Origin of the sequence: Pseudomonas paracarnis (assembly GCF_904063055.1) — a bacterium.
In the GTDB taxonomy this organism is placed as follows: domain Bacteria; phylum Pseudomonadota; class Gammaproteobacteria; order Pseudomonadales; family Pseudomonadaceae; genus Aquipseudomonas; species Aquipseudomonas paracarnis.
In genome coordinates, this window is the sequence record NZ_CAJFCN010000003.1 from 218,339 (window position 1) to 241,955 (window position 23,617).

19 protein-coding genes are annotated in these 23,617 nt (G+C 59.3%); 10 read left to right on the forward strand and 9 right to left on the reverse strand.

Annotated features, from left to right (window positions below):
* The first annotated feature begins 79 nt into the window (after nt 1-79).
* On the forward strand, nt 80-784 hold the full coding sequence (locus tag JMV15_RS08245; RefSeq protein ID WP_038450187.1) for an SDR family oxidoreductase: 705 nt from the start codon (nt 80-82) through the stop codon (nt 782-784).
* Between the two features lie 48 nt (nt 785-832).
* Here the strand turns inward: JMV15_RS08245 and JMV15_RS08250 are convergent, their stop codons facing one another.
* On the reverse strand, nt 833-2,143 hold the full coding sequence (locus JMV15_RS08250) for an MFS transporter (RefSeq protein WP_020302764.1): 1,311 nt from the start codon (nt 2,141-2,143) through the stop codon (nt 833-835).
* A 158-nt stretch (nt 2,144-2,301) separates the two neighbouring features.
* On the opposite strand from JMV15_RS08250, the gene JMV15_RS08255 reads away from it, so the two are divergent.
* Together JMV15_RS08255 and JMV15_RS08260 are read left to right on the forward strand one after the other, a co-directional pair.
* Nucleotides 2,302-3,402: a sugar diacid recognition domain-containing protein gene (locus JMV15_RS08255; protein WP_038450185.1), complete on the forward strand. Its 1,101-nt coding sequence runs from the start codon at nt 2,302-2,304 to the stop codon at nt 3,400-3,402.
* Between the two features lie 133 nt (nt 3,403-3,535).
* On the forward strand, nt 3,536-4,675 hold the full coding sequence (locus tag JMV15_RS08260) for a glycerate kinase (protein WP_019817067.1): 1,140 nt from the start codon (nt 3,536-3,538) through the stop codon (nt 4,673-4,675).
* On the opposite strand, the gene JMV15_RS08265 is transcribed toward JMV15_RS08260, so the two are convergent.
* From JMV15_RS08265 to JMV15_RS08280, 4 genes are all read right to left on the reverse strand, one after another.
* Nucleotides 4,665-5,777 (reverse strand): class II histone deacetylase, encoded by a 1,113-nt coding sequence (locus JMV15_RS08265; protein WP_019817066.1) that lies wholly within the window; start codon nt 5,775-5,777, stop codon nt 4,665-4,667. The two genes, JMV15_RS08260 and JMV15_RS08265, sit on opposite strands and share 11 nt — an antisense overlap.
* Nucleotides 5,774-6,928, reverse strand: a complete 1,155-nt coding sequence (locus JMV15_RS08270; protein ID WP_201491346.1) for an MFS transporter — start codon at nt 6,926-6,928, stop codon at nt 5,774-5,776. The genes JMV15_RS08265 and JMV15_RS08270 overlap by 4 nt, the downstream gene beginning before the upstream one ends.
* A 22-nt stretch (nt 6,929-6,950) precedes the next feature.
* On the reverse strand, nt 6,951-7,823 hold the full coding sequence (locus JMV15_RS08275) for a transporter (RefSeq protein ID WP_019817065.1): 873 nt from the start codon (nt 7,821-7,823) through the stop codon (nt 6,951-6,953).
* Nucleotides 7,824-7,922: 99 nt separating this feature from the next.
* Nucleotides 7,923-8,894 carry a helix-turn-helix transcriptional regulator gene (locus tag JMV15_RS08280; RefSeq protein ID WP_073452454.1) on the reverse strand — a complete coding sequence of 324 codons (972 nt, stop codon included), beginning with the start codon at nt 8,892-8,894 and terminating at the stop codon, nt 7,923-7,925.
* Between the two features lie 227 nt (nt 8,895-9,121).
* On the opposite strand from JMV15_RS08280, the gene JMV15_RS08285 reads away from it, so the two are divergent.
* Nucleotides 9,122-9,634 (forward strand): GNAT family N-acetyltransferase, encoded by a 513-nt coding sequence (locus tag JMV15_RS08285; protein ID WP_014718491.1) that lies wholly within the window; start codon nt 9,122-9,124, stop codon nt 9,632-9,634.
* A gap of 123 nt (nt 9,635-9,757) precedes the next feature.
* On the opposite strand, the gene JMV15_RS08290 is transcribed toward JMV15_RS08285, so the two are convergent.
* Nucleotides 9,758-10,465, reverse strand: coding sequence for an aspartate/glutamate racemase family protein (locus tag JMV15_RS08290; RefSeq protein WP_019817064.1), 708 nt, complete (start codon nt 10,463-10,465; stop codon nt 9,758-9,760).
* A 212-nt stretch (nt 10,466-10,677) separates the two neighbouring features.
* On the opposite strand from JMV15_RS08290, the gene JMV15_RS08295 reads away from it, so the two are divergent.
* Nucleotides 10,678-11,349, forward strand: coding sequence for a DUF3313 domain-containing protein (locus JMV15_RS08295; protein ID WP_014718489.1), 672 nt, complete (start codon nt 10,678-10,680; stop codon nt 11,347-11,349).
* A gap of 53 nt (nt 11,350-11,402) precedes the next feature.
* On the opposite strand, the gene JMV15_RS08300 is transcribed toward JMV15_RS08295, so the two are convergent.
* Both JMV15_RS08300 and JMV15_RS08305 read right to left on the reverse strand, forming a co-directional pair.
* Nucleotides 11,403-12,803 carry a DUF1254 domain-containing protein gene (locus JMV15_RS08300; protein WP_020302770.1) on the reverse strand — a complete coding sequence of 467 codons (1,401 nt, stop codon included), beginning with the start codon at nt 12,801-12,803 and terminating at the stop codon, nt 11,403-11,405.
* A gap of 114 nt (nt 12,804-12,917) precedes the next feature.
* Nucleotides 12,918-13,271: a response regulator gene (locus tag JMV15_RS08305; RefSeq protein ID WP_014718487.1), complete on the reverse strand. Its 354-nt coding sequence runs from the start codon at nt 13,269-13,271 to the stop codon at nt 12,918-12,920.
* A gap of 262 nt (nt 13,272-13,533) precedes the next feature.
* On the opposite strand from JMV15_RS08305, the gene JMV15_RS08310 reads away from it, so the two are divergent.
* From JMV15_RS08310 to JMV15_RS08330, 5 genes are all read left to right on the forward strand, one after another.
* Nucleotides 13,534-17,031, forward strand: coding sequence for a response regulator (locus tag JMV15_RS08310; RefSeq protein ID WP_014718486.1), 3,498 nt, complete (start codon nt 13,534-13,536; stop codon nt 17,029-17,031).
* Nucleotides 17,032-17,862, forward strand: a complete 831-nt coding sequence (locus tag JMV15_RS08315; RefSeq protein WP_019817062.1) for a CheR family methyltransferase — start codon at nt 17,032-17,034, stop codon at nt 17,860-17,862.
* Nucleotides 17,859-18,458 carry a chemotaxis protein CheB gene (locus JMV15_RS08320; RefSeq protein WP_020302772.1) on the forward strand — a complete coding sequence of 200 codons (600 nt, stop codon included), beginning with the start codon at nt 17,859-17,861 and terminating at the stop codon, nt 18,456-18,458. Before JMV15_RS08315 ends, JMV15_RS08320 begins: the two co-directional genes overlap by 4 nt.
* Complete coding sequence (locus tag JMV15_RS08325) at nt 18,452-19,645, forward strand: hybrid sensor histidine kinase/response regulator (protein WP_020302773.1); 1,194 nt, start codon at nt 18,452-18,454, stop codon at nt 19,643-19,645. The genes JMV15_RS08320 and JMV15_RS08325 overlap by 7 nt, the downstream gene beginning before the upstream one ends.
* A gap of 78 nt (nt 19,646-19,723) precedes the next feature.
* Nucleotides 19,724-20,101: a response regulator gene (locus JMV15_RS08330; protein WP_005788286.1), complete on the forward strand. Its 378-nt coding sequence runs from the start codon at nt 19,724-19,726 to the stop codon at nt 20,099-20,101.
* Nucleotides 20,102-20,209: 108 nt separating this feature from the next.
* Here the strand turns inward: JMV15_RS08330 and JMV15_RS08335 are convergent, their stop codons facing one another.
* Entirely contained in the window at nt 20,210-23,545 is a 3,336-nt protein-coding gene (locus JMV15_RS08335; RefSeq protein WP_038450167.1) for a hypothetical protein, read from the reverse strand.
* Between the last annotated feature and the right edge of the window lie 72 nt (nt 23,546-23,617).

The following is a 23,617-nucleotide window of genomic DNA, read 5'->3' on the forward strand; positions in this document are numbered from 1 at the left end:
TTGTCGTTTTACCCGGATTTTTCATCGATTACCAAGCTGGGAAGATGAACGTTCACTTTCTGACCCAGGTAGTTTTCTCATGACCTCTTCTCTGAGCGGTAAAACCATCATCGTCATCGGTGGCAGCAGCGGTATCGGCGCGGCAATTGCCCAGGCCGCCTTGGCGCGAGGCGCGCATGTGATCGTGGCCGGGCGCCGCTTGGCGCCAGGTTCCGACAGCGGGCTGCGCAACGAGCCGGTGGACGTCACCGACAGCGCCTCGTTAAAGCAGTTGTTCGAAACCGTGGGGCGCTTTGACCATCTGGTCTACACCTCGGGGCCTTCGGTGCGGGCCAAGCCTTTGATCGAAACAGACCTGGATGAAGCCCGGGACAACTTCGATGTAAAGCTCTGGGGCGCACTACGCGCCATTCAACACGCGCTGCCGTTTTTGCACGAGCAGGGCAGCATCACCCTGACCTCGGGCCAGTTGGGGCGCAAGTTAGCGGCAGGGCAGTTCATCAAGACGGGCATTAACGCTGCGACCGAGGCCTTGGGCAAGCAACTGGCCAAGGAACTGGCGCCGCGTCGAGTCAATGTGATCAGCCCAGGGGTGATAGACACACCGGCCTATGCAGGGCTTGGCCAAGAGCAACGTTTGGCAATGTTTGCCAAGGCGGGCCAAGGGTTGCCGGTTGGGCGGGTGGGGCAGGCTGAAGAAGTGGCGGCGGGGTATGTACTGGCCATGGAAAATGGCTTTATGACCGGTGCGGTGGTTGATATCGACGGTGGCGGCCTGTTGTAAATACATGGCCCAAGTGGGAGGGAGCAGATCCCTCCCACGTTGAAGGCGTCAGGCCTTGAGCGTGCGCGTCATCCGCAATGCCAGAACACTGCCGCTCACAATCACCGCCGCCAGCAGGTACAACGCCACATCCGTAGAGCCGGTAGCATCCTTCACAAAACCCACGATATACGGGCTGAGAAACCCCGCCATCTGCCCCATGGAGTTGATCAACGCCAAGCCACCCGCCGCCGCACCCGCGCTGAGCATCGCGGTGGGCACCGGCCAGAACATCGGCAGGCCGGTGAGGGCGCCCATGGTGGCGATGGTCAGGCCGAGAATGGCGATAGCGGGGGTGGTGGCGAAGTTAACGGCGATCACCAGGCCAATGGCGCCCATCAACATCGGTACCACCAAATGCCAGCGGCGCTCCTTGCGCAAATCGGCAGAGCGGCCCACCAGCAGCATGAACACTGCCGCCAACAGATACGGAATCGCGCTGAGCCAGCCAATCACCAGGTTGTCGCTGAAACCCATGTTCTTGATGATCGACGGCAGCCAGAAGTTGATCGCATACACGCCACTCTGGATGCAGAAGTAGATCAGGCCGAATGCCCAGATCGCCGGGTTCCTGAACACTTCGGCCAGGGAGTCGCTGGTGGTTTTCGGCTTGTTTGCCAGGTCTGTGGCCTGGTCAGCTTCCAGTACCGCACGCTCATGGGGCTTGAGCCACTTGGCGTTGGCGAAACTGTCACTGAGCAGGAAATAGGCGAGGGCGCCGAGGATCACGGTCGGGATGCCTTGCAGCAGGAACATCCACTGCCAGCCCGCCAAGCCACCTTGGCCTGCGGCAAAGTGATTGAGAATCCAGCCGGAAAACGGGCTGCCGAGCAAACCGGACACCGGGATCGCCGACATGAACAGTGCCATGATTCGCCCACGGCGGAAGGTCGGGAACCACTGCGAAAGGTACAACACCACACCGGGGAAGAAGCCGGCTTCAGCGGCACCGGTGAGCAGGCGCAGGGTGTAGAAATGCGTGGGTGTGGTCACAAACAGCAGGCATGTGGAGAGCGTACCCCACACGATCATCATCAATGCGATCCAGCGCCGCGGGCCAAACCGGGTCAGCGCCAGGTTACTCGGCACGCCGCACAGCACGTAGCCGATAAAGAAAATCCCGGCCCCCAGGCCGTACACGGTTTCACTGAATTTCAACGCATCGAGCATCTGCAGCTTGGCAAAGCCAACGTTTACCCGGTCGAGGTAATTGAACAGATAGCAGATAAAGATGAAGGGGATCAGGCGCAGGGTGATGCGCTTGTAGATGGCGTTCTTATCGTCATCGCTGGCCAGTGCGGCAGTGGCGCTCTGTGACATGGGATTCTCTCTTTATTATGATTTTTCGCGGTGCGAGGGTAACGTTGACCGCCCTGACAGTCTCGGTGACGTGACGGGCAGCTGTCTTTGTGCTGGCGCACAGTCAAGCAGCCTTTGCGCTGTGCCGGTGAACAACCTTTTTTTAGGAAATTAGCCCCATGTTCGAGCTGGATCATGCCCTGGCGCAGGAGATTGTCGATCGCACCATGGCAATCCTGCCCTATAACGTCAATGTCATGGACAGCCAGGGCTTGATCCTGGGCAGCGGCGAGCCGGAGCGTATCAACACACGCCATGAAGGTGCGCAATTGGTGTTGGCCAATGGGCGTGTGGTGGAAATCGACGGGCAGACCGCCAAGCATCTCAAGGGTGTGCAACCCGGCATCAACCTGCCGCTGTTGCATGATCAGCGCCTGATTGGCGTGCTGGGTATCACCGGAGAACCAGATGGGTTACGCACCTACGCCGAACTGGTGCGTATGACCGCTGAAATGCTGGTCAGCCAACGCCACCAGCAAGCCGAGCAACAATGGCGGCGCCAGCGTTGCGATGATCTGCTGGCCCTGCTGTTGGCCGACAGCAGCGACTCCCCGCGCCTGGTGGACGAAGCCCAGCAATTGGGGCTCAAGCCACAACTGGCGCGCACGCCGTACCTGTTTGAACTGGGCCCGGGCCAAACGGCGGAGGCCCTGAGCGCCTGGCTCGCCAGCCGCTACCCGGACAGTTGGTGCGTCAGCTCTGCGCAGTTCTCCTTGCTGTGGTGTCGACCTGCTGCGGTGCAGGTCGATAACCCCCGCTTGCTGGAAAAGCTCGAGGGCCTGGGTTGGAACATCCAGCGCATTGCCATCGGCGGGCAAGCGGGGGGCTTGGCGGGGCTGCGCCGCTGTTACCGCCGGGTAGGAGATCTGCTGGCTTATGGCCGCGATATCCTGCCGCAATCACGCCTGTTGACCCTCAACCGTTATCGCCTGCCGGTCATGCTTTGGCGTCATCGCAACGACGACGCCCTGGACGAATTGCTCAACCCGTTGCGCAAGGTGTTGGCCAAGGACAGCAACGGGCAACTGCTCGCCACGTTGCGCAGTTGGTGCGAGCACGACGGGCAAAGCCAGGCGTGTGCCGACGCCTTGGGCATTCACCGCAACAGCCTGCGCTACCGCATGGAACGCATAGCCGAACTCAGCGGCGTAGACCCGCTGACGCTAGATGGGATGCTTGCCTTGTACCTGGGCGTACAACTGCTGCCCCACCCCCTGTAGGCGCGAGCAAGCTCGCTCCTACAACGGGCATTGTAGAAATGAACAACAAACCCGCCCCACACTTGTGCATCGGCCCCGCGTCATTGCCCCTGCCAACTGGCAGCATGGGCGTTATAAAAACCGGAGAACGTCCATGAAAATCGTGATCGCCCCTGACTCGTTCAAAGACAGCCTGAGTGCCGCAGGCGTCGCCCAGGCGATTGCCGAGGGGTGGGCCGAGGTCTGGCCGGATGCGCACGTGCTTCAATGCCCGATGGCCGATGGCGGTGAAGGCACGGTGGATGCGGTGCTCGCCGCGTGTAAGGGGCAATTACGTCGGCAAACAGTCCGAGGCCCGCTGGGCGACAGCGTCGAAGCACGTTGGGGCTGGTTGGCCGACAGCCATACCGCGATGATCGAGATGGCCGAGGCCAGCGGCCTGCAACTCGTCGCGCCGGGGCAGCGCGACGCCTGTTCCAGTACCACCTATGGCACCGGCGAGTTGATCCGCGCCGCGCTGGATGCCGGGGCGCAGCGCATCATCCTGGCGATTGGCGGCAGTGCCACCAACGATGGCGGGGCGGGAGCGATGCAGGCCCTTGGCGTGCAGCTATTGGATAGCGAACGTCAGCCACTGCCGGCGGGTGGGTTGGCATTGGCACGCCTGGCCCATATCAGCCTTGAACAACTCGACCCGCGCCTGGCGCAGGTGCGTTTTGAAATCGCCGCCGACGTCAACAATCCCCTGTGCGGCCCCCACGGTGCCTCGTCGATTTTCGGCCCGCAAAAAGGCGCGAGTCCCGAGCAAGTGGCACACCTGGACGCGGCCCTTGGGCACTTCGCTGACCATTGCGCTCAGGTGCTGCCCAAGGATGTGCGCGACGAACCTGGCAGCGGCGCCGCCGGTGGCCTGGGCTTTGCTGCCAAGGCGTTTCTCGCTGCCCAGTTTCGTCCAGGGGTTGAGGTAGTCGCTGAACTGGTTGGCCTCGATGAAGCGGTGCGTGGCGCCGACCTGGTAATCACCGGTGAAGGTCGCTTCGACGCCCAGACGCTGCGGGGAAAAACTCCGTTTGGCGTGGCGCGCATTGCCCGGCGACACGGCGTGCCGGTGGTCGTGATCGCGGGCACCTTGGGCGACGGCTACGAGCAGATGTACGCCCACGGTGTGGATGCAGCGTTCGCCTTGCCGTCGGGGCCGATGTCTCTGGAGCAAGCCTGTCACGAGGCGCCGCGCCTGTTGCGTGAGCGGGCCTCGGACGTTGCACGGGTATGGCGCCTGGCAGCTACTCGCTGACCCCGCGCGCCAGCCGCTCCACCCACTGCTCTTGAAACCCCTGTAGCTGCGCACCGGGTTGCTGCAACTGCACAAATTCAAGCATCGGGTCTTGCACCGCCGTGCGCACTCCGCTCAGTTCCTCCAGGGTCGCCAAGCCGCAGAACGGCACATAGGCTTCGCTGTAGCCGCCTTCATGTACCAGCACCAGGCGGCCCTGGCACAGACGCTCGGCGGCCAGGCGCAGGGCGCGGGTCAGCAGCCGGAACGATTCACTGTGCAACAGCATGCGCGCCAACGGGTCGACGGCGTTGGCGTCATAACCACAGGCGACGATGATCAACTCCGGCTCGAAGCGCTCCAGCGCGGGCACTACGATGCGTTCCATGGCGTGTAGATAGGTGGCGTGGCCACTGCCTGGCGGCAAGGGGATATTGATGTTGGCCCCCACGCCCGCCCCGCGGCCGCGATCCTGCTCGCCGCTGTAACCGGGCGGGTAGCAGCCGTCCTGGTGCAAGGATACCGTCAACACATCGGCCCGTTCTTCGAAGATCGACTGCGTGCCGTTACCGTGGTGCACATCCCAGTCGATCACCGCGACTTTGCCCAGACCGTTGCGGGCCTTGGCGGCCTCGATGGCAATGGCAATGTTGGCCAGAAAACAAAAGCCCATAGCACTGTCTGCCAGGCAGTGATGACCCGGTGGCCGCGACAGCGAATAGGCGTTGTGCGCCTGGCCCTTGAGCACCATGTCCACGGCGGCCAGGGTCAGTCCGGCGGACAGTTGCGCAATTTCGAAGCTGCCCGGCCCAATCGGTGCCTGGGGGCCAAGCTCACCGCCACCCGCATCGCTCAAGGCCTTGAAACGCTGCAGGTAAGCGCGGCTGTGGACCCGCAGCAGATCCTCTTCACTGGCGGGCGGCGCGCTATGCAGTTGTAGTTGGCGGCTCAGTCCGGAGACATCCAACAGGCTTTTCAGGCGGCGCTTGGTCTCCGGTGACTCGGCATGCCCGCTGCCGGCCGGCGGCTGCACCCAGCCGCCCACGGGCAGGGTCAGCGCATGGGCGCCGGCGCTGTGCCACAGGCTCATTTCGTCGAAGAAAAATGCGGTGGTTGGGTTCATACCGGTTCCAGTTCAGTGGGGGAGTGGGGACGGCTGGCGACGATCATCACCAGAGACAGCAAGGTCATAGCGGCTGCACCAAGCAGCAACAGGCTGAAACCGCCGCTGGCCTCGATCAGGCGGCCAGCGAGCGCCGGGCCGATGGCCAGGCCGCCGCCGATGACCAAGTTGGAGGCGTTCATCAGCTTGCCGCTGTGATCAAGGTCGGCCAGGCAGGCCAGGATCAGCGGCAGAATGAAGGTCCAGGTGAATTTGAACAGCAGCGCCGCCAAAGCAAATCGCAGCAATGCGGGCTGGCCGAACAACAGAAGCACCGCTGCCGCCATCAACAGGTAGCCCAGCAACAACAGCACTCCACGCGGCAAGCGGGTCCCGATCAGTGAAGCGCTCGCGGCCCCGGCAATGCCCATCACGGTGGCGATGGCGAGGATGTCGCCGCTGTGCTGCGCCGAAATCCCGGCACTGGCGCCCAAGGCACCGATAAAGGTCCAGACCCCTCCCAAGCTGATATAAAAGGCCAGGACCGCGCCAACCCCCAGGGCGGCTTTCCAGCGTGAACCGGGCAAGACCGGGGTGCGGCTGGCGGGCAACGCACGGCTACCGGCGGGAAAAGCCCGCGCCAATGGCAGCAGCAGAACCATCAACCCTGCCAGGATCAGGTAGCAGGCATTCAAACCAAACCGTTCGAACAAACCAGGCAGCACCACCAGGCCGACGGCACCGACGATCAACTGCCCCATCACCCACAAACCATAGACTCGGCTGGGATTGGCGGTGGTGGCGGCACTGGCCAGGCAGAGGATCATCAACGAACCGCCGGCCAGGGCGCTGGCCCCGCGCAACACCAGCAGCACGGCGTAGGTGTCGGCGAGCATCGACAGCAGGTTGGCCGCAATGAACAGCAGCGTGGCGACCCGGGCGGCAGTGCGCCAGTCAACCCGCTTGAGCCACCACCAGGCGGGCAAGGTCGCCAGGCTCATGGCGCCCAGTTCCACGGAAAACAAGTCGCCAATCCGCGCCGGGCTCAGTTGCCATTGGCTGGCCAACTGCGCGGCCACGGCGGGAGCAGTCATCAGGAGGGTCGGAGTGATGGCGGCAAACAGTACGATCGCCGCCAGCCGTGCCGTTATCGCAGGGTTGGAAATGGGCATTTTCAAGCTCCAGGGAAAGGGGTCAGAACACATGCACGAGGCGCAACAGCGCTTCGGTGCCGGCATAACCATTGGAAGCCGCAACGTGTTGCGAAAGGCTGACCATCAGTTGGTTCTGCCGGTCGAGCCAGTGCCCGAGTTCGAAGCCGACTTGGGTGTAGCGCTTGTGGGTATCGTCGAGGCGACGGTTGTTGAGGCGCAGGGCGCCACCGTCGGCCTGGATCAGGCGCAATGCGCCGTAAGTGGCGGCACTGAAGTCATACGAGGCAAAAGCCTGCAGGCGATACAGCGGGGCTTGCTTGAGTTCGCTGCCGAAGTAATCGTCATTGCGGCCATAGAGCTGGGCTTCCAGGTTGGCTTCCAGCACCCATTTCTCACCGATACCGTGGGTGTAGTTGTAGACAAAGGTGGCGCCCCAGCGATTGGCACCGGGGGACACGTCCGGGTTTTGGCTGTGGTACTCACCTATCGGCACAGTGATCAGGCTCAACAAGCCGCTGTAAGTGCGCGTCACCGGGTCGTTGACGAAAAACAGCGTGCCGCCCACCTGTGGATCGCCCAGGCCGCGCTCGCGGCTGCGCTGGTTGGCGCCGGGAAGGCGTGCGCTGATGTCGGCAAAGGGCAGGATGAATTGCGGCGTGCACAACGTGCCGCAGGCGTCGGTGAAATACACCTGACGGTAGGCCACGGCGTTGACCCTGAGGTCGGCCTTGCCGGTGCTGTCGGCGGGGCCATGGAAATCGCTGGCGCGGGTGGCGGGCAGGTACAGCACACCCAGGCGGGTGCCCGGTGGGGCGGCGAAAAAATCGCGGGCGTTGAGGTCGGCAGCCTGGCTGTCGAGGCTGAACAGGCTGGCGCACAGCACTGTCAGGTTACGTAGGCGCGTTGAAGTCATGGCGAAGCGTCTCGTGTTAGAGGAGGCCGGAAAATGGGCAACAGCAGCCCGTGACCGTAAAAAACGACCGTGGCAAAACCGTGGGAGAAGCGGGCAGGGTCAGTCGGGCGGGGCGTGCACCAGGTGCGCTATGCGCGCCTTGTCCTTGACGCCGAGCTTGGCGTAGATGGCGCGAATATGGTGGCGCACGGTATTGGGCGAAAGGCCAAGGTCGCGGGCCACTTCCTTGTAGGTCTTGCCCTCGCCGAAGCCTTGGGCCACGTCGTTTTCCCGTGGGCTGAGCTGGGGCAGGGCACGGTTGAGGCGCGCGGCCAACAGCAATTGGTCGCCCACTGGGGACGCCTGGATGTGGATGCGCTTGCCGTCATACCCGCGCTCATCAAGCGGCACCGGCAGGGTGGGGCCACACCATTGCGGCCATTCGCTGAGCAGCAGGTCGACAAAACCGCGCTCGGCGCATTGCAACACACCCCGGGGGTCGCACACCGCCAGGGCCAGATTGCGCGGGCTGGCCAGGGTTTCACGCATGGCCACCAAGGTGCGGATCTGGTTTGCCGAGACCGCCGCCACCAGATGCAGCATCAGGTTATTGAGCAACTGGCAATCCTGCACGTTGAACGTGGGCGCAGTGGGCTGGCGGTAGAGCGTCAGGTGGTGGCTGAGGTGGGTTTGCGGGTCGATATGGATGACACATAGCAATTCACCTAGGCCGTGGCGTTGCGCTAGCCAGTTCAAGGCGCTGCCGCTGGCGGGGTCGCGCATATCGATAATTACTGCCTCGCCAGGCGAGGCATGCACCCGTGCAACGGTCACGTCCAGATGGCGGATTGACTGCCAGTCCGCCAGGTAGTCGGGCGGCAACTGGTAGAGGTAGCTGTTGTGCTCTTGCGGCAGACCGTTGATGACAGCCGAGCGCCCCCACCAGGCACTGTCGAAGGCCAGCAATTGGCTGACGCGTGCCAGGGCATGGCACTGGAAGTGTTCGATGTCCTGGTGTTGGGCCAAGCGTTGCAGGTCCAGGGTCAGGGTGCTGAAGGCCTGCAACAGGCCCGAGTAATCAAGACGGCTCATGGGTATTCCTCTGTGGGACTTTTTTTGTTGTTCTCGTCACAGGGTGAAGGCCGAAGTGTCGGGTTGACGGGGCAGGGCCTGAGCTGAGTATCGGCGCTGCGCATAGGGATCGCCATCGTTCAGATGCAGGATGGTGCTGGTTGGCTGGTAAGAAAACGCCCGACTCGTCAGCCAGGCGCTTAGCCTCTAAACTGGTCCGCCACTTGTCTTTCAAAGGATGAAATGCAATGCACCCACCTGAACCGTCTATCGTGATCCAGCGTTTTACCGAGGCCCACCTGGAGGGCGTCGCCTCGCTATACAACGAACCGGCTGTTTGCCGTCAGGTGCTGCAAATGCCTTTTCAGTCGGTTGAGATGTGGCGCAAGCGCCTGGTGATGGATAACGAGCGGCGCCTGCAACTGGTGGCGTTGCATGGCAGTGAGGTGATTGGCCAATTAGGGCTTGAGCAGTACCTGCGCGTACGCCAGAGCCACGTTGGTTCGTTGGGTATGGGCGTGGCGCCCGCCTGGCAGGGCAAGGGTGTCGGTTCGCGGCTGTTGGCGGCCGCGCTGGAGGTGGCCGACAACTGGATGAACCTGCGCCGTGTGGAGCTGACGGTCTACGCCGACAACGAGCCTGCGCACAACCTGTACCGCAAGTTCGGCTTCGAAGTGGAAGGGCGGCTGCGCGATTACGCCCTGCGCGACGGTATGTTTGTCGACACCCTGAGCATGGCGCGCCTGCGCACGTCGGCTTGATCCTGTAAAACTGTGGGAGCGGGCTTGCCCGCGAAGGCGGAGTGTCAGTCACTGAATCTTCAACTGAACCACCGCTATCGCAGGCAAGCCAGCTCCCACACGGCTCATGCATTGCCCACAGAGTCAGCGCCCGGTACAGATGCCCTGCAAGGCAAACCCCACCGCGGCCTGCGCGTGCAACGCGGTGGTGTCCAGCAGCGGCAGGGCGCTGTGTTCGGGCTGGATCAGCAGGCAGATTTCCGTGCAGCCAAGAATAATCGCCTGAGCGCCGCGTGCGGCGAGTGTCTGGATCGCCTGCTGATACACCTGGCGCGAGGCGTCGCTGATGACGCCCACGCACAACTCTTCATAGATGATTCGGTGCACCGCCTTGCGTTCATCCGCGTCTGGCACCAGCACGGTGAGCCCCTGGCCGGCGAGGCGCGATTTAAGGAAATCCTGCTCCATGGTGAACGCGGTACCCAACAAGCCCACCGTCAAGGTCCCGGCCTCCAGGGCCGCAGCCGCCGTGGCATCGGCAATATGCAGGAAGGGAATCGACACTGCCGCCTCAATGCGCGGTGCCACTAAATGCATGGTGTTGGTACACAGCACCACACAATCAGCCCCCCCGGCCTGCAAGCGTCGCGCGGCATCTTCCAGGATCAGCGCGGTATCGTCCCAACGCCCGGCATGCTGAGCCTGTTCCACCGGGCCGAAATCCACGCTGTACATCAACACTTGCGCCGACCGCAGCGGGCCGAGCTGGTCGCGCACACGCTGGTTGATAAGGCGGTAATACTCGGCGCTGGACTCCCAGCTCATGCCGCCGATAAGGCCGATGGTGTGCATGTGGTGCTCCGGACAAAAAGTGTGGCTTCACCTTACCCATTGAAGGCGGATGAGTCATACGCAGTTGCCAGCCAATTCACCGGAGCAGTTCAAATAACCTTGATCAACGATCACTTCTGATCAATACCCGGCGCTAAATTAAGGTGCGATGCCTCAACATTGGCTATACCTACCACTCGTTCTTACGATGATGCTCGCCAGGGAGTTCAATAATGAAATTAAGGCTAATGATCGGTACACTGTGCGTCGCTTCGCTCGGTATGGCCGGTTGCGCCAGCAAGGTGGTGCAACCGAATGAGTATTCAGGGTTTCTTTCCAACTACAGCCAGCTCAAGGAGGCCAAGTCACCCTCGGGGGCTGAGGTGATGCGCTGGGTTGATCCACAACTGGATTTGAACCGTTACACGGCGGTGTACATCGAGCCCACCCAGTTTTACCCCAAGCCCCAGGCCACTTCCCGCATTCCAGAGAGCACGTTGCGGGGAATCAACGACTATTACAACCAGGCGCTCAAGCGCGAGCTGGCTCAGTCATTGCCCGTGGCCAATGCCCCTGGCCCTGGAGTGATCGTGGTAAGGGCGGCGATTACCGCCGTGAGCAGCAAGACCGAGAGCCTCAAGCCTTATGAATTTATTCCCGTCGCCCTGGTGGCTGCGGCAGTGAGCACCGGCACCGGCATTCGCGACCAGGAGACCACCCTGGGCACCGAGGCGCAGTTTCTCGACGGCGCCACTCATAAAGTGCTGGCCCAAGTGGTGCGCAAAGGCACCGGCAAGCCGCTGGCTAATGACTCCCAAGTGATGAAGGCCGACGATGTGAAAAGCGTCATCGATGGTTGGGCGTCGGACCTGCACCAGTCCTACGTGAAGCTGAAAAAACACTGAGTCAAAAAAAGCACGGCGGGTCATCACCCGCCGTGCCTTTTTTTTCGCCGAGCTTATTTAAGCGGCGTCAACGCTGGTAGCTTCCACTGGCCGCCAGCGACTTCAGGCTTGGGCAGGTAAATGCGCAACACCGCGTAGAACGGGCCGGGCGGGGCCGGCAACCAGTTGCTCTGCTCAGCCTTGGGAGGTTCGTGGTGCTGCAGCGCCAGGGTCAAGCCACCATCGGCATCGAGCTTGAGGGTCGGCAGCATCTGCGAATTGATCAGGTAGCGCTTCTTGTGATTCGGCACCAGCAATTTGGTCTTTGCGTCATACATCGTCAGTGACCAGAACGCATCGGCCGGCGGCAGCTGGTCCTTGGCAAAATGCACGGTGTAGCTGTGGCGTGCACCATTAGCCGGCTTGCCCTCGCTGTCGATGACGTAGCTCAAGTGCGCGGCTTCATCACTGGAGTTGCCGAACATCCCCAGCTCGGCACCGGCGTAGCGGTACAGGTAGTTGTTTTGCAGGTGGTCGCGGCTGCCGTACAGGTCTGCGTCGGTCACTTGGTGGGTATCCACCTTGGCCTTCTTGAACGCGGCGAATTCGGCGCGGCCATCGGCGATGCCGTCCTCCAGGGCCTTGCGCTGCTCGGTAGTCAACTGCTTGACCTTGAACGGCGCGCCTGGGGCGATACCGATCTTGGCAAAGCGTGCCAGCAGATCTTTTTCGCTGTCCTGGGGCGCGGCGAAGGCCAGCATGAAGTTCAGGTAGTGAAACAGCTGCGGGCCTTCGGTCATGGTTGCCATCGGCTTGGGCCATTGGATCTTCGGCACAGTGGCAGGCGCGGGTTGCTTCACATAACTGCTCAGCGCCTGCACCTTGTAGCCGCTCTGGATCTGCTTGACCTTGCCCAGGTCTTTGTCATCAAACAGCTGCGTGCGGTAAAGGGCGTAGGCGATGTTGCTTTCGCTGTAGACCACACGGTCGATGTCCACCGGCTGCTGACCTTTCCAGTCTGGCCCGGCGATCATGTAGTGGCCGCCGTTATTGCCGGTACTGCGGGTACCCAGGTAGGCAAAATTCTGCGTATAGAGGTCGATCAACTGCACCGAGTAATAGCGCTTGTCTTCAATCTTGGGCAGGGTCAGCACCAGCGGCTCTCTACGCAGGTCCATCCACACGAACGAGTAGGGCGTGTCGACGTTGGGGGTGGTAACCGCGTTGTCCTTGGGGGTGAGCACCTGGGCGCCGTTGTCGATACGGTTAAACGGCGCCTTGAAGTGGGCACCGCCTTTATCAACGGCCTGGGTGTAGAGCGTCTTGTACATCTGCACCACCGGGAAGCCGTACAAGTAGGCTTCCTTGGCAATGGCCCTGGCTTCGCTGGGGCTTGCGGTGAAGTCAGCCCAGGCGCCGGAGCTCATGAGTATCCAGAGGCTCGCCAACAGCAGGCGCGTCGGTTTTCCAATCATGTTGTTGCGTCCTTCCTGAGTGCTATCTGAGAGCGTGGCGTGAAGGCGCTGAGTTTCCTGTTTTATTGGCCGGTCGTCACGTTAATCTCTGAAAAGGACGATGAGGAAGGGGCGTTAGAGCATGGATTTGACTTTGTCACGCAATTGATCAATGGAGAACGGCTTGCCAATCACCTGCATACCGGCGGGCACATCAATGTTTTCGGCATAGCCGCTGGCAAACAGGATAGGCAGGGTAGCGCGCAGTTCGCGGACTTTGGTTGCCAGTTGTTTGCCGTCCATGTCGGGCAGGCCGACGTCGGTCATCATCAGGTCGATGATCTGGTCGGTATTTTGCACCTGCGCCAGTGCTTCCCCAGCATCCGCGGCTTCGAGCACCGTGAACTCCAACTCTTCGAGGACATCGACGATCAGCATGCGCACGATGGCGTCGTCTTCGACTACAAGGATGGTGGAGGTGTGGGACATAGTGAACTTTCCTGAACAGTGAGAGCGCTGGGCTTAAAGGCAACTAGATTGTGAGTAATAACAATGCCAGCAAGTTCCGAAGCAATTGCTGGCATTGTGACCTTAGCGGCGCAAAAAGTCCCGTCCGCTTGCGTGCCGACTCACCAAGGTACCGGCGCCATGCGCTTGACCGCATCCGCTGCCAATCAACGCACAAACATAGCGTTGAGCGATGTTATTCGGGCAAACTTGCGGTTTTCCCGCATTTGGCCAAGGCATGCCCATGACACCCGCGTCGTCCGTCGATGAAAAAAGCTTTCGTACCCTGCTGAGCCGGAACGTGGCCCTGCCCTTGGGCGTGGGCGTGCTCAGCGCGGTGTTTTTCGTCTGCCTGATTACCTATTTGCTCTCGGTGATCCAGTGGGTGGAGCACACCGACCGCGTCATTAACAACCTCAATGAGACGTCCAAACTGACGGTTGACCTGGAAACAGGGATGCGCGGGTTCCTGATCACCGGTGACGAGCACTTCCTTGATCCGTACGAAGTGGCCAAGCCGCGGATCATTGCCGACCTGCGCAATCTGCAAGACCTGGTAGCCGACAATCCGCAGCAGGTTGACCGGCTCAAGCGCTTGGAAACCTTGCAGACCGAATGGAACACCTACGCGCAGTCGATGATTGAGCTGCAGCGCAACAGCGGTGATTACCGTGGCGCGGTCAAGGCGGGCCGGGGCAAGCGGCTCACTGATGAAATTCGCAAGGAATATGAGGACGCGGTGGCGATGGAACAACAGTTCCGTATCACCCGTAACGCAGAGGTTACCCGCACGACGGTGATCAGTGTCACGTTGTACCTGGCGTTTGTACTGGGGCTGAGTGGTTTTCTGGCCTACATCGGCAGGAAGAATTTAATTTCACTTTCAAAGAGTTACAGCGCAAACCTCGCGTCACAACAGAAGATTGCACGGCGCCTGGAGCAAACCGCCTGGCTGCGCAATGGCCAGACCGAGCTGGCCGAGCAAGTGCTGGGCCAACTGACCCTGAACATGCTGGGACGCAATATCCTGCAATTCTTCGCCCAGTACATGGGCTCTGCGGTCGCCGCGCTGTACGTGCGTGAAGAACACGGCGGCCTCAAGCGCGTGGCCACGTATGGTTTCTCCCGCGAGCAGGAACAGCAAGAACAGTCGATCTACAGCGACGAAGGCATCGTCGGGCAGGCCGCTCAGCTCAATCGTCTGATTCGCCTGGACGATGTGCCGGTGGATTACTTCAAGGTCAGTTCCGGTCTTGGCGAAGGGGCCACTCGCAGCATCCTGGTGATGCCGACCAGCGATGATGACCGTGTCAACGGCGTAGTCGAGCTGGGCTTCCTGCGCCCTCTGGATGAGCGTGATATCGAACTGCTGGAACTGATCGCCGGCAATATCGGCACCTCCATCGAAGCCGCGCGCTATCGCCAGCGCTTGCAGGAAGTGCTGGCCGAGACCCAGCAACTCAACGAAGAGCTGCAAGTGCAGCAGGAAGAGCTCAAGACCGCCAACGAAGAGCTCGAAGAGCAATCGCGCATCCTCAAGGAGTCCCAGGCTCACCTGGAAACCCAACAGGCTGAGCTTGAACAGACCAACGAGCAACTCGCCGAACAGACCCAGACCCTGGCCGAACAGCGCGACGCCATGGACCGCAAGAACATCGAGCTGAACCAGGCCCAGCTTGAGCTGGAAGACCGCGCCGATGAGTTGCAGCGCTCCAGCAAGTACAAATCCGAATTTCTTGCCAACATGTCCCATGAGCTGCGCACACCGCTCAACAGTTCGCTGATCCTGGCCAAACTGCTGGCGGATAACCCGCAGGAAAACCTCAGCGCCGAGCAGGTCAAGTTTGCCGAGTCGATCTATTCGGCCGGCAATGACTTGCTCAACCTGATCAACGACATCCTGGATATTTCCAAGGTCGAAGCCGGCAAGCTGGAAGTGCGCCCGGAAAACGCCAGCGTCGAGCGCCTGGTGGATGGCCTGCGTGGCATGTTCGAGCCGCTGGCAATGGACCGCAAACTGGGCTTCCAGGTGGACGTGCAACAAGGCTCGCCAACCCTGCTGTTTACTGATCGCCAACGCCTGGAGCAGATCCTCAAGAACCTGTTGTCCAACGCCATCAAGTTCACTGAACAGGGCGAGGTCAGCCTGTCGGTGTCCCGCGCGCCGGGGGAGGGCATTGCCTTTACCGTGCGCGATTCCGGCATTGGTATCGCCCCGGATCAACAGGAAAGCATCTTCGAAGCTTTCCGCCAGGCCGACGGCACCACCAATCGCCGTTACGGCGGTACAGGCCTGGGCTTGTCGATTTCCCGTGACCTGGCCACCTTGCTGGGCGGCTATATCAGTGTGACCAGCGAACCGGGCAAAGGCAGTATTTTCACGCTCGTATTGCCTGAACAGTATGTAGAACGCGACGAGGCCGCGGCGCCGATCGAGCCACCGCGCCAAGTGGTGGTCGCGCCGGCACCAACGCCCGTCAAGGTATCGCCGCTGCCGGTGGCTGACGCCGAGTTGATCCCGCGCTTTGCCGATGACCGCGAAAAAGCGCCGTTCAGCACTCGCTGCATCCTGGTAGTGGAAGACGAGCCGAATTTTGCGCGCATTCTGTTCGATCTTGCCCACGAGCTGGGTTACCACTGCCTGGTCGCCCACGGTGCCGACGAGGGCTACAGCCTCGCCGAGCAATACATCCCCGACGCGATTCTGCTGGACATGCGCCTGCCCGACCACTCAGGACTGACTGTGCTGCAACGCCTCAAGGAACACGCCAACACGCGCCACATCCCGGTGCACGTGATCTCTGTGGAAGACCGTGTCGAAGCCGCCATGCACATGGGTGCCATCGGTTATGCGGTCAAGCCCACCACCCGCGAAGAGCTCAAGGACGTGTTCGCGCGCCTGGAAGCCAAGTTGACCCAGAAGGTCAAGCGCATCCTGCTGGTGGAAGACGATGACCTGCAGCGCGACAGCATTGCCCGCCTGATCGGCGACGATGACATCGAGATCACTGCCGTAGGCTTCGCCCAAGAGGCCCTCGACCTGTTGCGCACCACCATCTACGACTGCATGATCATCGACCTCAAGCTGCCGGACATGCTCGGCAACGAGCTGCTCAAGCGCATGGCCACCGAGGACATCTGCTCGTTCCCGCCGGTGATCGTCTACACCGGGCGCAACCTGACCCGGGACGAAGAGGCCGAACTGCGCAAGTATTCACGCTCGATCATCATCAAGGGGGCCCGCTCGCCCGAGCGTCTGCTGGATGAAGTCACGCTGTTTCTGCACAAAGTCGAATCCCAGTTGTCCCATGACCGCCAGAAGATGCTCAAGACCGCCCGCAGCCGCGACAAGGTGTTCGAGGGGCGCAAAATCCTCTTGGTGGACGACGACGTGCGCAATATCTTCGCCCTGACCAGCGCCCTGGAACACAAAGGTGCTGTGGTGGTGATCGGGCGTAACGGCCAAGAGGCTATCGATAAACTCAATGAAGTCGAAGATATCGACCTGGTGCTGATGGACGTGATGATGCCGGAGATGGACGGTTACGAGGCCACCGCCTTGATCCGCCAGGACCCACGCTGGAAAAAACTGCCAATCATTGCCGTGACGGCCAAGGCCATGAAGGACGATCAGGAGCGTTGCCTGGCAGCAGGCTCAAACGATTACCTGGCCAAGCCGATTGACCTGGACCGCCTGTTCTCACTGATTCGCGTATGGCTACCGAAGATGGAACGCATTTAAGTGGAGCAGTGTTTCTTGGATAAGAGTAGCGATATTGAGCTGCGCCTGTTGATCGAGGCGATTTACCTCAAGTACAGCTACGACTTTCGCGACTATTCGGGCGCGTCGGTCAAACGCCGTGTGGCCCATGCCTTGCGTCAGTTCGACTGCGCGACCATTTCCGCACTGCAAGAGCGCGTGTTGCACGACCCTGCGGCGTTCATGCAGTTGCTGCAATTCTTGACCATCCCGGTGAGCGAGATGTTTCGCGACCCGTCGCACTTCCTCGCGATTCGCCAGGAAGTCGTGCCGCTGCTCAAGACCTACCCGTCGATCAAGATCTGGATCGCCGGCTGCAGCACAGGCGAGGAGGTGTACTCCATGGCCATCCTGCTGCGTGAAGAAGGCTTGCTGGAACGCACCATCATCTACGCCACGGACATCAACCCGGCGTCGCTGGATAAAGCCAAGCAGGGCATCTTTTCCCTGGAGAACGTGCGCGCCTATACCGCCAATTATCAGCAGGCCGGCGGGCAACGTTCATTTGCCGACTACTACACAGCAGCTTACGATTACGCGATCTTTGACAAGACATTGCGCGAGAACGTGACCTTTGCCGATCACAGCCTGGCGACCGACAGCGTATTTTCAGAAACGCAATTAATTTCATGCCGTAACGTATTGATTTATTTCAATAAAAAATTGCAAGATCGAGCGTTTGGCTTGTTTCATGAGTCGCTGTGTCATCGCGGCTTTTTGGTGCTGGGCAGCAAGGAAACCCTGGATTTTTCCGCCTACAGCAAGCAATTCGAACCCTTGGTCAAGCAGGAACGGATCTACCGAAAATCATGAGCGACGCGCCGGACACCCCGATTTCGGGGATCGAAGCCATCGTCGTCGGCGCGTCCGCCGGCGGCGTCGAGGCGTTGCTGAGTATTTTCGGCCAGTTGCCCAGTACCTTCGGCCTGCCGATCATTGCCGTGCTGCACCTGCCGGACGAGCGCCGCAGCCAATTGGCGGAAGTCTTTGCCCGGCGCCTGAACATCCCGGTCAAGGAGGCAAGGGACAAAGAAGCGCTGGAGGCGGGCACCTTGTACTTTGCCGGGCCCGGTTATCACCTGTCGGTAGAGCAGGACCGCAGCCTGTCCCTGAGCCAGGAAGACCGGGTGCACCATTCCAGACCCGCCATCGACTACCTGTTTTCCTCGGCGGCCGATGTGTATGGGCCTCGCCTGCTCGCCATTTTGTTGACTGGCGCCAACCAGGACGGCGCAAGTGGGCTGGCCCACGTCAAGCAATCGGGTGGCATTACCATCGTGCAGGACCCACAAGAGGCACGCATTGCCGTCATGCCCCTGGCGGCCCTGGCCTTGCACACACCTGACCATATTCTTTCCTTGAGCCGAATCGGCTCATTGCTGGCTTCCCTGGAACCCTTCCCATGTTAAGTACTGTCCAGGCCAAACTGCTGATCGTCGACGATCTGCCGGAAAACCTGCTGGCCCTAGAGGCGCTGATCAAGCGTGAGGATCGCCAGGTCTTCAAGGCATTGAGTGCCGATGAGGCGTTGTCCCTGTTGCTGGAACATGAATTCGCCATGGCGATCCTCGACGTGCAGATGCCTGGCATGAACGGGTTCGAGCTGGCCGAACTGATGCGCGGCACCGAAAAGACCAAGAACATCCCCATCGTGTTCGTCAGCGCCGCCGGGCGCGAACTCAACTACGCCTTCAAGGGTTATGAGAGCGGCGCGGTGGACTTCCTGCATAAGCCCTTGGATATCCATGCGGTCAAGAGCAAGGTCAATGTGTTCGTCGACCTGTATCGCCAGAGCAAGGCGATGAAGCTGCAAGTCGAGGAACTGGAGCGTAGCCGCCGCGAGCAGGAACTGTTGCTCACGCGCCTGCAGGCCACTCAGGCCGAACTGGAACAAGCGGTGCGCATGCGTGACGACTTCATGTCGATTGTCGCCCACGAAGTGCGTACACCCCTGAACGGGCTGATTCTGGAGACCCAGTTGCGCAAGATGCACCTGGCCCGGGACAACGCCGCCGCGTTCACTCTGGACAAGATGCACGCCATGGTTGACCGCGATGAGCGCCAGATCAAAAGCCTGATCCGTCTGATCGAAGACATGCTTGACGTGTCACGCATCCGTACCGGCAAGCTGTCCATACGTCCGGCGCGTTTTGACCTGGCGCAGTTGGTGCGCAACCTCGTGCACAACTTCGAGCCACAGGTCGCCGCGGCTGAATCGTCGATGCAGTTGGTGGCAGACGAGCCTGTAGAGGGCCACTGGGATGAATTCCGTATCGAGCAGGTGATCACCAACCTGCTGACCAACGCCCTGCGCTACGGGGCTAAAAGCCCGGTGGATGTACGGGTGTATACCGAGCATGGCGAGGCGCGCGTGGAAGTGCGCGACCGTGGCATTGGTATCAGTGAAGACAACCAGAAGCGTATTTTCCAGCAGTTCGAACGGGTTTCCGCCAATCATGCCGCCGCCGGCCTGGGCCTGGGATTGTTTATTTCCGAGCAGATAGTAGCGGCCCATGGCGGCACCATCGAGGTGGAGAGCCAAATAGGCGAGGGCGCCTTGTTTCGTGTGTGCTTGCCCCTTGAGGCGACCGCGTGAAATCAATCGTCAGCTCGACGCAACCTCTGCGTGACTCCATGGTCGTAACTGCAGCAATTGACCGGACAAAGGCTTCCCATGAGTGAAGATGCACAAGATGTCGTACTGATCGTCGAGGACGACGAATCCATTATGTTTGTGCTGGGTGAGTACCTGGCAGGCTTGGGCTACCGGGTCTTGAAGGCGATCGACGGGGAGCAGGCCTTCGAAATCCTTGCGACCAAACCGCACCTGGACTTGATGGTCACCGATTACCGCCTGCCGGGTGGAATTTCCGGGGTGCAGATCGCTGAGCCGGCGCTCAAGCTGCGACCGGAACTGAAAGTGATCTTTATCAGCGGCTATCCGCAGGAAATTCTCGACTGCAACAGCCCGATCACGCGCAACGCGCCGATTTTGGCCAAGCCGTTTGATCTGGATACGCTGCAGGAGCATATCCAGCGTTTATTGGCGTGATGATTCAAACGAGACGCGCAAGTTTTGTGCGATAGCAAAAGTTCTTCTCGAACCACCGAGAAGAACCTTTTTGAGGTATTGCGCGTTTTTCCCGCTTGACGACATCCTTTATGCCGAAGGCACGAAATCCTTCAAGGGAAGACCAAACGGCTGTTTACTGACAGGGTCAAGGGCATACCATTTGCCGTTTTTCTGGGTGGCAGCGATTGCTGTTGTTGTCCCTTGCATGTTGGCGTTGCCTATTGTGGCGTTCTCAACGTTCCTGAAGATCTTTACAGGGTCATACTTGATTTTAAACGAAGGTTGATTATTCCGTCCGGGACCACTGGTCGCCAAGTAAGTTATACCTTCTTGCACGAAGCCTTGCGCAATACCCTTTGGATCGATAGGGTTGAGTGCGCCTATGGCGCCACGCACCAATCTTTTTGCGGTACTTCCAAACGCAGACGAGCCCGCTCTGGCACCAGCGCCAGCGGCCCGCACCGCCCCACCGGCGCCGGCAAGAAGAAAGCCAAAAACATCAAACGCCACATCGATGAGGCCCTCGCGCCAGTTTCCTGCGATAAAGTTTTTGACGGCGTTATAACCCGGAATAAGCCCTACTACAAAATCTTCGATTTTTTGCCAGAAAGGGACTTCACCATCGAATGCAGTGGTGCCCCGCAGTGACTCTGCGTTATCCCGAATACTGATTTTTTTTACCAAGGCGTCAGCGATGTACTGTGTCTTTTCGCTGGCGAAGCTGTTGGGCGCGTTGTTGACGTTGTCGTTTGACCGAGGCGCTAGGACATCTTCCTTGTAGTCGCCATCCGGGACGATAGGAATAAGGCTCCGTGTGCGGACCACACTGTCACCTACGGGAGGGAGGGGGCCGGTCGACTTGTCAGGTATGCCAGGGATGGTTGCGGGTGTTTTATCATTCAAATCCTCACGTTTGCGAATAATATTATTTGGCCCATCTATTTCATAAGTATGAATGCCTTTACGGCCGCTTGCATCTACAAACTCGCTTTGCACAATGATGCTGTGGGGCGAAGGTTCTAACCCTACTGGTGTGGTCGAAGCGCCAGAGTAGGTAACGTCAACTTCTCTGGATACAGTGATTTTCCCATGCTCAATTATATTTCGGTCTTCAACAGGGAGTTTGGAAATCAAGTTCTTGACTTGCGTTTGCGTGGCTCGTTCAAAGCGATCGAATAAAACAGAAAGCTGTGCTTCGAAGGTAGACACTACGAAGCTGTTTGTAAATTTTCGCAAGGCGATGGTGCTAAGGTCGATATCTTTATCGCTGGATGTATAGCTATCCAAAGCGACATCCTTATGGTGTCGCTCCGCGTTAATCAATATATCTACCAATGAGTAGGGCCCTGGAAATTCCAAAAAGCCAGAGTCCTTTGGTGTCAGCACTTTTCGTTTGATTTGCTCTTCCGACAAGTGCGGATTTTGCTCTTTGATGCTGGCCACTGCCATTTCATGCAGCACAGGGAACGGCGTCGCAAACGTCTTGGAAGACTCATTCAACTGATGCATCTGCTCATTGAATGCAGCGCGCACCTTTGCCATATCTTCTTCTGAGTATTGATCTGTGCTGCTCCTGGTCAGCACACCATTGTAAACGCCCCAGTCTTTCAGGGCGTCCGTTTGAGCCTGCTGCTCAACCAGTTTGTCTGCCAGCGTTATTGGCGCCAGTTCATGTCGCATCATGACTTGGGCATACGTCATTCGGCTGGTCGAGCCAGGAGCCTCAGCCTCTATACGGGCTACTGCCGTAACGAAACTGACCCAAGAGTGGGTGCCCTTGGTCAATGTTTCGGGTATGTCTTTGACCAGGAGTTCCGGAGCCTTGCGGGCCAATAGAACTTCCATGGCCAGCACGCCGTTGTAATGGTTCGTCACTCCGGTTTCGCGCAAGTGATCAGACAACGTTGCGTATATGTCTTGGGCGTTCATTCCGGAGAGGTTCATGTTGGCGAGGTCGAAGCCTGCAACTTTAGTCCTGTTCGAATCGGGTGAAGTTGCGTTGATGCTGAGGGGGTCCAACGAGTCGTAGAGCGCTGTCAACATCCAATCAGCGATCACGTTAGGCGATGCAATTTCGCCAAATTCGCGCTCCGCCGCAAGGGCGAATTTTTTAACATTGGGAAACTCCAGGACGTTGTCAATGCCGCGGCTACGATCTTCCAGAAAGCTTGCACCGAAATTCTGTCGATATTCAACCCCGCGAGTCAAATAGGCGAGCAGGGTGTTTTCTGGCTGACCTTCCAAAAACTTACTGGTCATGGCGGCAAGTGCACGCCGATCATCATTGCTCATCGGCGTTGGCCATGAGTGCGCCCCACCTAGATTGCCATGCGCCGGTTTTTCAATGGGAGGGCTTGCCAACGACTGCGCAATGTTCTTTAACTCCGACGCATTAGTTGGAAGTACTATGCCATGCCCTACGAGGTAGTCGCGCAGTGTCACCGCCACATCCGGTTTCAGATTGTGGTCCCGGAAGTAGGAAGAGGTGGGATCTATCTCAACTGGCGTATCCAGAACATTTTGCAACCGTTGCTTAATGGTTAGCTGGAGCTTTTCGATAGTTTCTTCGTAACCAGATCTTTTTTGCCAGAATTGGAGCTCGGCCTCCAGGTCCTCAAGGTCCTTAGCTTTTTCGTTTACGACGTTTGATATTACCCCAATCACGGCATTTCGATTGTTCAGATCCCCCAACTCCGACACTTGATTATTCAGGTATTGCTGGGGAGGGAAATTAAACCTCTCATTGTAGGTGTCAGAATCCGGATCCTGCAGTTTATCAAGTAGCTGCTGGATGGATGCCTGTCGCTGAGAAGGCGATAGTATGCGGTCGGAGGGCACGGCATGACCATGAAACCGTGCGATGTCTGCGATCGTTGCGGTGGTCGCGGTGGATGCGGTATCGAAACTTACGACATTGCCGGGGCCTGCCAGCGTTTTGGCAACACTCATGAGCAGGGGCCAACCCGTAAAGCTGTGAATATCCAAGGATTTGGCGGTGGGCGTGGGCGGTGAAAAGTCGAAGGGGTTTCGCTGTTTGGCCCCCGTGGTCGTGACGTCGAGGGTACCGCTGTCGACATTGATAGTAAGCGGCTTTGATAGGTCTACATCATTCTGCTTGGCCCAGTCCTTGAACGCAGGGCTTCCAAGTAGTTTAAGCATCAGCGCACGCGTCTGCCCTAAGGACGAATTCCACGGGATTCTGTCAACTTCAACTTCGCGATAGTCTTGATTGTCACCCAACAAATCTCGCAACGTACCACCGTATATGCTGGCTAACCACTGATCCTTATCTTGCAGAGAGGTTTGTCTTGTTCCCGGAAGCTCTGTCGCGACCTCGAGGCGGGCAGATTGCGGTTGTGGAACGGCGTTTGCCAGTTGGGGCGTATAAAGCTCGGAAAAGCGTGAATTGGAAATGGCAGTCATCAGAAATATTCCTGGTCGATGTGGGTAGTGCGTTATTCGCCAACGTATGTGGAAAAAAACTCACATCGATTC